The organism is Actinosynnema sp. NPDC050436 (genome assembly GCF_040655415.1).
GTDB lineage: Bacteria > Actinomycetota > Actinomycetes > Mycobacteriales > Pseudonocardiaceae > Actinosynnema.
In genome coordinates, this window is record NZ_JBFAJV010000003.1 from 272,700 (window position 1) to 285,539 (window position 12,840).

Consider the following 12,840-nt stretch of genomic DNA (forward strand, 5'->3'; position numbering starts at 1 on the left):
TCAGCCCAGGCCGAGCGCCGAGGGTGCGGACGGGTCGCTGTCGGCCAGGAACTTCCGGCAGCGCTCGTACTCCTCGGACTCGCCGATGCCGTCGGCGGCGCGGGCCAGCGCGGCGAGCGCGCGCAGGAAGCCCTGGTTGGCGCGGTGCGACCACGGCACCGGGCCGAAGCCCTTCCAGCCGGCGCGGCGGAGCTGGTCCAGGCCCCGGTGGTAGCCGGTGCGGGCGAAGGCGTAGGCGGTCACCGGGTCGCCGGTCTGCAACGCGCGTTCGGCGAGCAGCGCCCACGCCTCGCTGAAGTCCGGGTAGGCGCGGACGATCTTGGCCGGGTCGGTGCCCGCCTCTGCGGCGGACTGCGCCTCCGGCCGGTCGGGCAGCAGCGTCGGGTCGGGGCCGAGCAGGTTCTCCATGCGCTCAGGATAGGAATACCCGCGCCGCGCCGGCGATCAGCGCCAGCACCACCGCGGTCACCACGATCCCGGCGACGACCCTCTTGCCCATGGCGTTCGACACTCCCCGCACTCCTCGACCCCTGCCGGAGTTCTCAGCGAACTCTCAGCCCAGCACCTTTCCGTGCTGGGCCGGAAGGAGCAACGCTGCTCACCCGATAGCGCCAGTTCCGCACCGAACGTGCTGGTCATCACCGTCCCCCTAGGGGAGGCCCCGGCAAAGACCAGGGCTGTCCTCCCTTCCCGGCGGTCCGGGCGGCACGCATCATGTTCGGGTGAAAACGGGGGTTACCGAACGCGTCGCGCAGTTCCGCGACCAGTACTGGGAGCGGGGCGAGCCGGGGCGCGCGACCCCGCCGGCGCTCGTCGCCGGGTTGTACGAGCTGTGGCTGCTCGGGCTGCTGCTGAAGCTGATCGGGTCGTCGTGGGACGTCGCCTGGCACTTCAAGTGGCTGCGCGACGAGCTGGCACCGCCCCACATGATCAACACGGTCGGCACGGTCATCGTCGTCGCGCTGACCCTGTTCCACACCTACACCGGCTACGGCGCGGACCGGCCCGCGCTGCGGCTGATGCAGTGGGGCACCGGGATCTTCCTGGTGGCGCTGCCGATCGACCTGATCAACCACCGGGTCAACGGCCTGGACATCACCTCGTGGAGCGGGTCGCACGCGCTGCTCTACCTCGGCACGGCGATCATGCTCGCGGGCGCGCTGCGCGGCTGGCTCCGGCTGTTCCCGGAGTCGCGGTGGCGCACGCCCGGCCTGGCCGCGCTGTGGTTCTTCTTCCTGGAGAACGCGTGGTTCCCCAATCAGCACCAGGAGTACGGGGTGCTGGAGATCGCGTCCTGGGACCGGGGCGACCCGTACGCCGAGCCGATCCTGCTCCAGTTCGCCGCCGACCAGATCGGCCGGCCGGTGGACCGGGAGTCGATCGTCGCGTTCTCGCTGCCCATCCCGGACTGGGTGTACCCGGTGTGGGGCCTGGTCGCGGCGGCGCTGGTGCTCGTGGTGGCCCGGCGCACCACCGGCCGCCGCTGGGCGGCCACCGCCGTCGCCGCCGGCTACGTCGCCTACCGGTGCCTGATCTGGCCGCTGCTGGCCGGCGCGGACTTCCCGCTGTCGGCGGTGCCGGTGTTCCTGGTGCTGATCGGCCTCGCGGTGGACGCCGCACACCTCGGCCGGGTACCCGCGCCGGTGGCGGCGGTCCTCGGCGCGGCGGCGGTGACCGGCCTCGGCTACGGCGGCATCTGGGTGCAGCAGTCGCTCGACGCCGGCCCACCGGTCGACCACGCCTCGGCCGCGATCACGTTCGTGGTGCTCGCCGCGCTGTGGACGGCCGTCGACGTGGTGGCACGGCGCTGGGCACCGGACGCCCACCGACCCGCGCCGGCGGGCACCGGCCCCCTCTGACCGAAGACCCGACAGCCGCCCGTGCCCGACGCGGGCGGCTCGCAGAAGCGACAGCGCCCGACCGGGGTTCCGGTCGGGCGCTGTCGTGCACTGCCTGCGGCGCAACGCCGTCGCGCCGGCGGGGGACTCAGCCGGCGATCATCCGGCCGGAGGACTTCAGGTGCTCGCACGCCTGGGCGATGCGGGCCGCCATGCCCTGTTCGGCCGCCTTCAGGTAGCTGCGCGGGTCGTAGACCTTCTTGTTGCCGACCTCGCCGTCGACCTTCAGCACGCCGTCGTAGTTGGTGAAGAAGTGGCCCACGATCGGCCGGGTGAACGCGTACTGCGTGTCGGTGTCGATGTTCATCTTGATCACGCCGTACGTCAGCGCCTCGTGGATCTCCTCCAGCAGCGAGCCGGAGCCGCCGTGGAACACCAGGTCGAACGGCTTGGCGCCGGCCGGCAGGCCCAGCTTCCCGGCCACCACGTCCTGGCCCTGCTTGAGGATCTCCGGGCGGAGCTTGACGTTGCCCGGCTTGTACACGCCGTGCACGTTGCCGAACGTCGCGGCGACCAGGTAGCGGCCCTTCTCGCCGGTGCCGAGGGCGTCCACCGTCTTCAGGTAGTCCTCGGGCGACGTGTAGAGCTTGTCGTTGATCTCGTTGGCGACGCCGTCCTCCTCGCCGCCGACGACGCCGATCTCGATCTCCAGGATGATCCGCGCCTTGGCGGTCGCCTCCAGCAGGTCGGCGGCGATCTTCAGGTTCTCGTCCAGCGGCACCGCCGAGCCGTCCCACATGTGGGACTGGAACAGCGGGTTCAGGCCCCGGTCGACGCGCTCCTGGCTGAGCGCGACCAGCGGCCGGACGAAGCCGTCGAGCTTGTCCTTGGGGCAGTGGTCGGTGTGCAGCGCGATGTTCACCGGGTACTTCTCGGCGACCACGTGCGCGAACTCGGCCAGTGCCACCGCACCGGTGACCATGTCCTTGACCTTGGTGCCGGACGCGAACTCGGCACCACCGGTCGAGACCTGGATGATCCCGTCGCTCTCGGCCTCCGCGAAGCCGCGCAGGGCCGCGTTGAGGGTTTCGGACGAGGTGACGTTGATCGCGGGGTAGGCGAACTCGTTCGCCTTCGCCCGGTCAAGCATCTCGGCGTAGACCTCGGGGGTTGCGATGGGCATCGTGTGGTCCTCCTCGGGTGCCCGGAACGCGGTGTCGAGCGGCATCCTACGGGCACCGCCCGGCAGGGGAAGTTGATCACCGGCATAGTGGGTCCATGGCGATCGCACGGTGGAACGGCGAGATCATCGCCGAGAGCGACAAGACCGAACTGGTGGAGGGGAACCACTACTTCCCCCTGGAGGCGGTGCACGCCCAGTACCTCAGGCCCTCGGACACCACGTCCGTGTGCCCGTGGAAGGGCACCGCGAACTACTACACGCTGCACGTCGACGGCGCGGACAACCCCGACGCCGCCTGGTACTACGCGGAGCCCAAGGAGGCGGCGGCCAACATCAAGGGCCACGTGGCGTTCTGGAAGGGCGTCGAGATCTCGGCCTGACGACCCGGCGGGGGCGGCCACCGCACCGCCCCCGCGCCGCCGACCGGGCGCCCGGAGGACCGGCCACCGTCGGGCCGGGCCGGAACCGCCGTCCGGGGGCGCTACTCGGCCAGGGCGGCGGCGAGGTCGCGGAACTGCGGGGAGTCCTCCCGCCGGTCGCCCAGCAACTGCACGGACACGTGGTCCGCGCCCGCGTCGCGGTGTTCCCGCAGGCGGGCCGCCACCCGGTCCACCGGGCCCCAGGCGACCAGCGCGTCGACCAGCCGGTCGCTGCCGCCGTCGCGCAGGTCGTCCTCGGTGAAGCCGTGGCGCAGCCAGTTGTTCCGGTAGTTCTCCAGGCCCAGGTAGAGCGCCAGGTTCTCCCGGCCGACCTCCCGCGCCCGGCCCGCGTCCTCCTCCAGCACCACGTGCTGCTCCGGCGCGAGCACGGTGGCCGCGCCGATCTCGGTCCGCGCCCGCGCGGTGTAGTCGGGCGTGACCAGGTACGGGTGCGCCACGCTGGTGCGCGCGGCGGCCAGCCGGAGCACCCGGGGGCCCAGCGCGGCCAGGGCGAGCCGGTCGCGGGGCACGTCGAGCTCGTCCAGGTAGTGCACGAGCTTCTGGTACGGGCTGTGATACACCTCACCCACCATCTCCTGGTGGCCCGCGCCCACGCCGACCAGGAACCGGTCGGTCCAGGCCAGCTCGCGGTAGGCCGCGTTGACCTGCTCGGCCGGGGTGGTCCAGACGTTGAGGATGCCGGTGGCGACGACCAGCCGCTCCGTCGCGCCGAGCAGCTCGCCGACCAGGCCGAGGACACCGCCGTCCGGGGCCGCGCCCAGCCACAACGCGCCGAGGCCCAGCTCCTCCAGCTCCGCCGCCCGCTCCGCGCGGCCCTCCCAGTGCGCGGCGAGCGCCCACACCCCGTACCTGCCCAGCTCGACCGTCATCTGGTCCCCTCCCGAACGCCGACTCGCCCACAGCCAACCCGACACCGGCACCATTTAGTCCTGGCTGTGACGTTCGGCGCGACCGCAGGTCGTGCGCTTACCGTCGCGCCATGACGAATCTGGGAACCAGCGACCTCGACGTGTCGCGGCTGTGCCTGGGCGGGAACGTGTTCGGGTGGACCGCCGACGAGGCCGACTCGTTCGCCGTCCTGGACGCCTACGTCGCGGCCGGCGGCAACTTCGTGGACACCGCCGACGTGTACTCGGCCTGGGGCGACGGGCACGTGGGCGGCGAGTCGGAGGCGGTCGTGGGCCGGTGGCTGCGGTCGCGCGGCAACCGCGACCGGGTGGTGGTCGCGACCAAGGTGGGGATGCTGGAGGTCGGCGGCCTGGACAACCTGCGCGCGGACACCATCGCCACCGCGGCGGAGAACTCGCTGCGCAGGCTCGGCGTGGACCACATCGACCTCTACTACGCCCACCAGGACGACCTCGGCACGCCGCAGGAGGAGACCGCTGCGGCGTTCGACGCCCTGGTGAAGGCGGGCAAGGTCCGGCACGTCGCGGCCTCGAACTTCACCGCCGACCGGCTGACCTCGGCGCTGGCGCTGGCCGAGCGCGAGGGCCTGTCGAGGTACGTCGCGCTCCAGCAGCACTACAACCTGGTCGAGCGGTCCTACGAGGGCGAGCTGTCCGAGGCGGTGGCGGCGGGCGGCCTGTCGTCCGCGCCGTACTGGTCGCTCGCGCGCGGCTTCCTGACCGGCAAGTACCGGCCGGGGGTGGAGGTGGCCAGCGTGCGCGCCAAGTCGGCGTCGCAGTACCTCGACGAGCGCGGCCTGCGGGTGCTCGACGCGCTGGACGAGGTGGCGGCGGCGCACGGCACGACCGTGGCGGCCACCGCGCTGGCCTGGCTGGCGAGCCGGCCCACGGTGGCCGCGCCGATCGCCAGCGCGCGCACCGCCGAGCAGGTCGAGGACCTGCTGCCGGCACTCCACCTGGAGCTGAAGGAGGACGAGCTGGCCCGGCTGACGGAGGCGGGCGCCACCCGCCCCTGACTTAACTCAGCAGTAGCTTACTCGTGGTAAGTTGCGTTACGGTGACCTCCTGGCGAACCCGTTCGAGGAGGTCACCGTGGACGTTGCGGGCAAGGTTGTCCTGATCACCGGCGCGGCCCGGGGCATCGGCGCGGAGGTGGCCCGGCGGCTGGCCGCCAAGGGCGCGAAGCTCGCGCTGGTCGGCCTGGAGGGCGAGCAGCTGCGGCAGGTCGCCGAGCAGTGCGGCGGCCGGGCCTGGGAGGCCGACGTCACCGACTGGCAGGCGCTGGAGGCGGCGGTCGACGGCGTGGTCCGGCACTTCGGCGGCATCGACGTCGTGGTGGCCAACGCGGGCGTCGCCGCGACCGGCTTCGTCCGGTCCATGGACCCGGCGGCGTTCGAGCGGGTCGTCGAGGTCAACCTGCTCGGGGTGTGGCGGACCGTCCGGACCTGCCTGCCGCACCTCGTGGCGAGCCGGGGCTACTGCCTGGTGGTGTCCTCGCTGGCGGCCATCGTGCACATCCCCGGCAACGCGGCCTACTCGGCGGCCAAGGCGGGCTGCGAGGCGTTCGCGGACAGCCTGCGCGCCGAGGTCCGCCACCTGGGCGTGGACGTCGGCGTCGCCTACTTCTCGTGGATCTCCACCGACATGGTGGACAGCGCCGACCAGCACCCCGTGTTCGGGCCGATGCGCAGCGGGATGCCCGGCCCGGCCGGCCGGAAGTACCCGGTGGCCGACGTCGGCCGCGCGGTCGTGCGCGGGATCGAGAAGCGGTCCAAGGCGCTGCACGTGCCCGGCTGGGTCGGCGGGCTCAAGTTCCTCCGCGCGCTCACGCCGAAGGTGGTCGACCGGCAGGCGGCCGGCCGCATCCCGGCGGCCGACCGCGAGATGGCCGACGGCGGCCGGTCCGGCCTGGTCGGGCCGGGCGGGCAGGCCGCCGGGACGCGGAAACCCGCCGACGGGCGCTAGTCCGCCAGCCAGGTGCCCATCACGGTCTGCCACTCGTGCACGCGCGTCGCGGTCACCACGCCGGCGGGCGCGTACGGGTCGGCGGCCAGCACCTCGCGCAGCTCCGCCTCGTCCGCCACCTCGTACACCAGCACCGCGCCGGACTGGTCGGCGTACGGGCCGGACACCAGCAGCCTGCCCTGCTCGACCAGCGTCGCCAGGTACTCCCGGTGCGCGGGCCGGACCGCGAGCCGGTCGTCCACGTTGTCGCCGAACTCCAGCTCGACCAAGAACCTGGCCACGATTCCACCTCCGCGAGACGCCTACGCCGGGGCCGAAGCTACCGGTCGACCGGGTACCGTCACGTGCGTGGTCGGCTCGGAGCAGAACAGCGGCGGCATCGCGCGTGTCCAGGACACGCTGACGAACCTGCGCATCCAGGACGGCGTGGCACCCGCGCCGTCCGGTCCGCTGACCCTGGAGGACCTCTACCGGCAACACCGGATGCGGCTGGTCCGGCTCGCCCTGCTGCTGGTGGACGAGCCCGCGACGGCCGAGGACGTGGTGCAGGAGGCGTTCACCGGGCTGCACCGCAACTGGGGCAACCTGCGCGACGCCCAGGCGGCGGTCGGCTACCTGCGCACGGCGGTGGTGAACGGCTCGCGCAGCGTGCTGCGCCGCCGCAAGACCGCCCGCGACTACACCCCGCCGCACGTCGCCAACGCGCGGTCGGCGGAGAGCCTGGCGATGCTCACGGCCGAGCACCAGGCGGTCGTCGCGGCGCTCTCCCAGCTCCCGCCGCGCCAGCGCGAGGTGCTGGTGCTGCGGTACTACGGCGACCTGTCCGAGGCCGAGATCGCCGAGGCGACCGGCATCTCCAAGGGCACCGTGAAGAGCACGGCGAGCCGGGCGCTGGACGCCCTGCAGAAGATCATGGCCGCCCGCTAACCGCCTTCCGACGACGAGGCGCGCGGACCCGAACGGTGTCCGCGCGCCCTTTCGTCGTGCCCGGCGGAGCCCCGGTGACCTCACGCGGTCGTGCCCGGCGGTCCCACGTGGACGGCGGGCCGGACGGGGGCGGTGTCCGCTCACCGGACGGAACGTGGTGACGGCGTGCGCGCAAGGTGCGAGCGGGTGCCTGTCAAGTGGGTGCGAAGGGTGGGCGGACGTGTACCGGGTGGGGGAATCGGGCACTTGGTATAGACCAATGGTGCTTGGATGCCGCACTATCGGACCTCGTGGCGCGCACTAGACACGTGATAGCCGTCGATGTCGGCGGTACGGAGACCAAAGCTGCCCTGGTGGCCGGCACGGCCCTCGACGTCCGGGCGGTCCGGCAACGGCGGCGGGCGACCACCCGCGACGCCGACGCCGTGGTCGACGACGTGGCCTCGCTGGTCGAGGACCTCCGCGCGGGCTGCGATGCCGAGATCGAGGCCGTGGGCCTGGTGGTCCCCGGTGTCGTCGACGAGACCACCGGCACCGGGGTGTACTCCGCCAACCTCGGCTGGCAGGACTACCCGTTCCTCAAGGAGGTCGAGGCCCGCACCGGGCTCAGGACCGCGTTCGGGCACGACGTGCGGGCCGGCGGGCTCGCCGAGCTGCGCATCGGCAACGCCCGGGGGCTGCGCAACGCGGTGATCGTGCCCATCGGCACCGGCATCGCGGCGGCCCTGGTCCTGGACGGGCGGATCTACCGGGGCGACGGCAGCGTCGGCGAGATCGGCCACGTCGACGTCGGGCACGGCGACCCGTGCGGCTGCGGCCAGACCGGGTGCGTCGAGGCGCGGGCCTCGTCGGCGGCCATCGCCCGCCGGTACACCGAGCGGACCGGCAACCCGGTCAACGGCGCGGCCGGCGTGGCCGCGCTGGTCCGGGCGGGCGACCCGGACGCGGTGACCGTGTGGCAGGAGGCGGTGGACGCCCTCGCCCGGGGCATCCTGCTGGTGGCGGCACTACTGGGCCCCGAGGCGGTGGTGCTGGGCGGCGGACTCGCGCTGGCCGGCCCGCTGCTGGTGGACCCGCTGCGGGACCGGCTGGACGGGTTGATCACCTTCCAGCGGCGTCCGGAACTGCGGCTGGCGGCGCTGGGCGACGAGGCCGGGTGCCTCGGGGCCGCGCTGCTGGCCATCGACATGCTGGAGGAGAGATGAGCACGTGGGGTGGACCGGTGGACGTGGCCCTGACCGGTGGTCGGGTCGTCACGCCCGACGGGGTGCTCGACCACGGCTGGGTAGCGGTGCGCGACGGCTCGATCGTCGCGGTCGGTGAGGGAGCGCCGCCGGACGGCCCGACCACCGACCTCGGCGGGGACTGGCTGGTGCCGGGCTTCGTCGACATCCACTGCCACGGCGGGGGCGGGGAGGCGTTCACCAACGCCGACCCGGAACGGGTGCGCAAGGCCGCCGCCGCGCACCGCCGGCACGGCACGACGACGCTGCTGGCCAGCCTGGTGTCCCGCCCGATACCCGAGCTGGCCGACCAGGTGAAGGCGCTGACCGAGCTGGTCGAGGACGGCGTCGTGCAGGGCATCCACCTCGAAGGACCGTTCCTGTCGGCGGCCCGCTGCGGCGCACACGACCCCGCCATCCTGTGCGCACCGGACCGCGACTCCGTCGACCAGCTCCTCAAGGCCGGTCGCGGGATGGTCCGGATGGTGACCGTCGCGCCCGAGCTGGAGCACGGCGTGGACGCGGTGCGCCAGTTGGTCGACAACGATGTCCTGGCCGCGATCGGCCACACGGACGCGACCGAAGCCCAGATCCGGCCCGCCGTGGAGGCCGGAGCGAGGGTGGCCACGCACCTGTTCAACGGGATGCGCCCGCTGCACCACCGGGAGCCGGGTCCGATCGGCGCGCTGCTGGACGACGAGCGGGTCACCGTGGAGCTGATCTGCGACCTGGTGCACCTGCACCCGACCGCCGTGCGGCTGGCCGCCCGGCACGCCGGCGTCGGCCGGACCGTGCTGATCACCGACGCCATCGCGGCGGCGGGCGTGGGCGACGGCGTGTACGACGTGGGCGGCCTGGAGGTCCGCGTGGTGGACGGCGTGCCGACGCTCGCCGGCGGCGCGTCGCTGGCCGGCAGCACGCTGACCATGGACGCGGCCTTCCGCAACGCCATCGCCTCCTGCGGCCTGACCATCCGGGAGGCGGTGCACGCCGCCTCGACCCGCCCCGCCCAGCTGCTGGGCATCGACGCGGGCGAGATCCGGGCCGGCCTCGCCGCCGACCTCGTGGTGCTCGACGCGGAGTACAAGCCGCGCGAGGTGATGAGCCGGGGCGCCTGGGTGAAAGACTGACCGGGTGCCCGACGACCAGGAGCGGCTGGTGGCCGACGCGCTGCGCGCCCAGGCCACCAGCACCGGCGGACTGCCCGTGCCGGCACCGCCCGCCGACCCGCCGCCCGCGCCGCCCCGCCCGGCGCTGGGTGCGGGGTGGGTGCTGCTGATCGCCGTGCTGCTCGGGCTGGCCGCCGGGACGGTCGTTGCGGTGATCACGCTGCGTTAAGGCTGTACCGTGGTTCGGGTGACGGTCGTGAACGCCTCCACCTCGCTCGCCCTCGGCCCGGAGTGGCTCGACCCCCAGGTCCTGCTCCAGGGGCTCGGCGGGTACATGCTGGTCGGCCTGTGCTTCATCGTCTTCGCCGAGTGCGGACTGCTGGTCGGGTTCTTCCTGCCGGGCGACTCGCTGCTGTTCACGGCGGGCCTGTTCGTGGCCAACGGCCTGCTCGACTACCCGTTGTGGCTGGTGTGCCTGCTGCTCACCGCGTGCGCGATGCTGGGCAACGTCGTGGGCTACTGGATCGGCCACCGCGCGGGGCCGGCGCTGTTCAGCAAGCCGGACTCCAAGATCTTCAAGCAGGAGTACGTGGAGAAGACGCACGGCTTCTTCGAGAAGTACGGCGCGCGGGCGATCGTGATGGCCCGCTTCGTGCCGATCGTGCGGACGTTCATCACCGCGATGGCGGGCGTGGGCCGGATGGACGCGCGCAAGTACTTCACCTACTCGCTGGTGGGCGGCGTCGCGTGGGCGGCCGGGCTGACCGTGCTGGGCTACTTCCTGGGCCAGATCCCCTTCGTGCGCAGCAACATCGAGATGATGCTGATCCTGATCGTGCTGATCTCGGTCGTGCCGATCGTCATCGAGGTCATCAAGGCCCGCCGGGAGAAGAAGGCGCTCCTCGCGCAGGAGGCCGACGACATCACCCAGCAGTTCAAGCGCATCGACTGACGGCGTGCCGGGGCGGCGCCCCGGCGTCCTCCGCCGTCCCGGTGCCGGCCGGCGCACCCGGTCGCTTCAGGCGCTGAACATCGAACCCGGGTTGAACAGGTTCCCCGGGTCCAGCGCCCTCTTGATCTCGCGGTGGACTTTCAGGCCGACCGGGCCGATCTCCCTGGCCAGCCACTCCCGCTTGACCTTGCCGACGCCGTGCTCACCGGTCACCGTGCCGCCCAGGGCCAGCCCCAGCTCCAGGACCGCGTCGAACGCCCGCTGCGCGCGGGCGAACTCGTCCGCCGAGGCCGGGTCGTAGACGACCGTCGGGTGCATGTTGCCGTCGCCCGCGTGGCCGGTGACGGCGATCCGCAGCCCCACCTCGTCGGCGATCCGCTCGCAGCCGCCGATCAGGTCGGCGATCCTGGTGCGCGGCACGCACACGTCGTCGGTGAGCCACGACCCGTAGAGCTCCAGCGCGGTCAGCACGGACCGGCGGGCGGTCAGCAGGTCGCGGCCCTCCGCCAGGTCGTCGGTGACGTGGGTGAGGGTCGCGCCGGAGTCCGCGCACACCTGCTCGATGGTCGCCAGCTCGCGCCGGGCCACCTCGCCGCCCGCGTCGGACTGGCAGAGCAGCAGCGCGCCGTCGGCCTCCAGGTCGGTCCGCAGGTACTCCTCGACGGCCTTGATGGACGTCCGGTCCATGATCTCCATCAGCGACGGCACCACGCCCTCGCGCACCACCCGCGCCACGGCCGCGCCCGCGTCGGTCGTCCGGTCGAACGTGGCGACCAGGGTCCACGGTGCCTGCGGCAGCGGGCGCAGGGCGAGCGTGGCCCGGGTGATCACGCCGAGCGTGCCCTCGCTGCCGACGAACAGCCGGGCCAGGTCGTACCCGGCGACGCCCTTCACGGTCCGACGGCCGGTCCTGAGCAGCTCGCCGGACGCGAGCACGACGTCCAGGCCGAGCACCGAGTCCGTGGTGACGCCGTACTTCACGCAGCACAGCCCGCCCGCGTTGGTGGCCAGGTTGCCGCCGATCGTGCACCAGTCGTAGCTGGACGGGTCGGGCGGGTAGAACAGCCCGTGCTTCTCGACCGCGCCGCGCAGGTCGAGGTTGACCACACCGGGTTCGACCACGGCCAGCCGGTTGTCCGGGTCGACCTCGACGATGGTGTCCATCTTCGTGGTGACCAGCACGACGCAGCCCTCCACCGCGTTCGCCGCGCCGGACAGGCCGCTGCCCGCTCCGCGCGGCACGATCGGCACCCCGGCCCCCGCGCACGCCCGCACGACCGACTGGACCTGCTCCGCCGACGTGGGCAGCACCACGGCCAGCGGCTGCCCGTACGGCGCGAGCAGCATCATGTCGCGCTGGTAGGCGGCCGTGACGTCGGTGTCGGTCAACACACCGTCGGTTCCGAGCGCCGCCTGGAGCTGTGTGATCAGGGACATACTCCCACGCTAACGTTCGCACGCCGCGTGATCGAGGGGTTGCGCTCGGTCCACAGAGGTGCGCTGCCGGGCGTCCCGGGCCGTCGTCGGAGGCGGCCGGCCGGGTCGCGGTCGCCAAGCTTTCGGCAGGCGTTCGCCCGGAGTGGCCCTGCTGGGCGCACCCGTGCACGTAGGGTGGCACCGTGGTGTTGTCCGCATCGTCCGAAGCCCTGGCGTTCGACCAGTTGGATTCCGCCGGCCCGTTGGCCGTGTGGCTCATCACGCTGAGCTTCGTCTTCTTCGAGTGCGCGTTCATCTTCGGCCTGTTCCTGCCCGGCGACTCGCTGCTGTTCGCGGCGGGCGTGGTGCTCGCCCAGCACGACGGCGAGCTCAGCGCGTGGCTGCTGTCGATCGCCGCGATGGTCGTGGCCGTGGTCGGCAACCAGATCGGCTACTACATCGGCCGGCAGACCGGGACGAGGCTGCTCGCCCGGCGCGGCGGCAAGGTGCTCAACAAGGAGAACCTCGCCAAGGCCCGGGACTTCCTGGACCGCCGGGGCTTCTGGGCGATCGTGCTGGCCCGCTGGATCCCGTGGGTGCGCACGCTGGCCCCGATGATCGCCGGCGCGGCGCGGATGGACCCCCGCCGGTTCATGCTGGCCACCACGATCGGCGCGCTCGCCTGGGTGCCCACGCTGGTGCTGGCCGGCTACTACGGCGCGGGCCTGCTGACCTCGATCCCGTGGCTCCAGACGGCGGCGGTGGTGGCCAGCGTGGCGTTCTTCGTGGTCGGCACCGCCTACGGCCTGATCCGCTACCGGCAGGAGATGCGCAAGCCGGTCGAGGAAGAGCTGAACACCCCGAGCAGCTAGCACCCGC

Annotated in this window: 15 protein-coding genes; 10 read left to right on the forward strand and 5 right to left on the reverse strand. The window is 72.9% G+C overall.

Annotated elements, in window-relative coordinates:
* Positions 1–408: a DUF3151 domain-containing protein gene (locus tag AB0I60_RS09685; protein ID WP_360727273.1), complete on the reverse strand. Its 408-nt coding sequence runs from the start codon at positions 406–408 to the stop codon at positions 1–3.
* Between the two features lie 314 nt (positions 409–722).
* Between AB0I60_RS09685 and AB0I60_RS09690 the strand changes: the two genes are divergently transcribed.
* Positions 723–1,859 carry a hypothetical protein gene (locus tag AB0I60_RS09690; protein ID WP_360727275.1) on the forward strand — a complete coding sequence of 379 codons (1,137 nt, stop codon included), beginning with the start codon at positions 723–725 and terminating at the stop codon, positions 1,857–1,859.
* A 127-nt stretch (positions 1,860–1,986) separates the two neighbouring features.
* On the opposite strand, the gene fbaA is transcribed toward AB0I60_RS09690, so the two are convergent.
* On the reverse strand, positions 1,987–3,021 hold the full coding sequence (gene fbaA, locus AB0I60_RS09695; RefSeq protein ID WP_360727277.1) for a class II fructose-bisphosphate aldolase: 1,035 nt from the start codon (positions 3,019–3,021) through the stop codon (positions 1,987–1,989).
* Between the two features lie 95 nt (positions 3,022–3,116).
* On the opposite strand from fbaA, the gene AB0I60_RS09700 reads away from it, so the two are divergent.
* The gene (locus tag AB0I60_RS09700; RefSeq protein WP_360727278.1) at positions 3,117–3,401 is read left to right on the forward strand and encodes a DUF427 domain-containing protein; all 285 of its coding nucleotides are present in this window, start codon (positions 3,117–3,119) and stop codon (positions 3,399–3,401) included.
* Positions 3,402–3,502: 101 nt separating this feature from the next.
* Here AB0I60_RS09700 and AB0I60_RS09705 read toward each other — a convergent pair whose 3' ends face one another.
* Positions 3,503–4,330 (reverse strand): TIGR03620 family F420-dependent LLM class oxidoreductase, encoded by an 828-nt coding sequence (locus AB0I60_RS09705; protein ID WP_360727280.1) that lies wholly within the window; start codon positions 4,328–4,330, stop codon positions 3,503–3,505.
* Between the two features lie 110 nt (positions 4,331–4,440).
* Here AB0I60_RS09705 and AB0I60_RS09710 point away from each other — a divergent pair, with 110 nt between their 5' ends.
* Entirely contained in the window at positions 4,441–5,385 is a 945-nt protein-coding gene (locus AB0I60_RS09710; RefSeq protein WP_360727281.1) for an aldo/keto reductase, read from the forward strand.
* A gap of 31 nt (positions 5,386–5,416) precedes the next feature.
* Positions 5,417–6,334, forward strand: coding sequence for an SDR family oxidoreductase (locus tag AB0I60_RS09715; protein ID WP_360727282.1), 918 nt, complete (start codon positions 5,417–5,419; stop codon positions 6,332–6,334).
* Here the strand turns inward: AB0I60_RS09715 and AB0I60_RS09720 are convergent.
* Positions 6,331–6,615 carry a YciI family protein gene (locus tag AB0I60_RS09720; RefSeq protein WP_360727283.1) on the reverse strand — a complete coding sequence of 95 codons (285 nt, stop codon included), beginning with the start codon at positions 6,613–6,615 and terminating at the stop codon, positions 6,331–6,333. The two genes, AB0I60_RS09715 and AB0I60_RS09720, sit on opposite strands and share 4 nt — an antisense overlap.
* A gap of 67 nt (positions 6,616–6,682) precedes the next feature.
* On the opposite strand from AB0I60_RS09720, the gene AB0I60_RS09725 reads away from it, so the two are divergent.
* From AB0I60_RS09725 to AB0I60_RS09745, 5 genes are all read left to right on the forward strand, one after another.
* The gene (locus AB0I60_RS09725) at positions 6,683–7,261 is read left to right on the forward strand and encodes a SigE family RNA polymerase sigma factor (RefSeq protein ID WP_360727285.1); all 579 of its coding nucleotides are present in this window, start codon (positions 6,683–6,685) and stop codon (positions 7,259–7,261) included.
* A 308-nt stretch (positions 7,262–7,569) separates the two neighbouring features.
* Positions 7,570–8,466 carry an ROK family protein gene (locus tag AB0I60_RS09730; protein WP_360728511.1) on the forward strand — a complete coding sequence of 299 codons (897 nt, stop codon included), beginning with the start codon at positions 7,570–7,572 and terminating at the stop codon, positions 8,464–8,466.
* Positions 8,463–9,614, forward strand: coding sequence for an N-acetylglucosamine-6-phosphate deacetylase (gene nagA / locus AB0I60_RS09735; protein WP_360727286.1), 1,152 nt, complete (start codon positions 8,463–8,465; stop codon positions 9,612–9,614). Before AB0I60_RS09730 ends, nagA begins: the two co-directional genes overlap by 4 nt.
* A 4-nt stretch (positions 9,615–9,618) precedes the next feature.
* A complete protein-coding gene (locus tag AB0I60_RS09740) occupies positions 9,619–9,822 on the forward strand; it encodes a hypothetical protein (protein WP_360727287.1) in 204 nt (67 codons plus the stop codon).
* Between the two features lie 9 nt (positions 9,823–9,831).
* Positions 9,832–10,545: a VTT domain-containing protein gene (locus AB0I60_RS09745; protein WP_360727289.1), complete on the forward strand. Its 714-nt coding sequence runs from the start codon at positions 9,832–9,834 to the stop codon at positions 10,543–10,545.
* Positions 10,546–10,611: 66 nt separating this feature from the next.
* Here AB0I60_RS09745 and AB0I60_RS09750 read toward each other — a convergent pair whose 3' ends face one another.
* On the reverse strand, positions 10,612–11,982 hold the full coding sequence (locus tag AB0I60_RS09750; protein WP_360727290.1) for an FAD-linked oxidase C-terminal domain-containing protein: 1,371 nt from the start codon (positions 11,980–11,982) through the stop codon (positions 10,612–10,614).
* A gap of 182 nt (positions 11,983–12,164) precedes the next feature.
* Here AB0I60_RS09750 and AB0I60_RS09755 point away from each other — a divergent pair, with 182 nt between their 5' ends.
* Positions 12,165–12,833 (forward strand): DedA family protein, encoded by a 669-nt coding sequence (locus AB0I60_RS09755; protein ID WP_360727291.1) that lies wholly within the window; start codon positions 12,165–12,167, stop codon positions 12,831–12,833.
* Positions 12,834–12,840 lie beyond the last annotated feature (7 nt).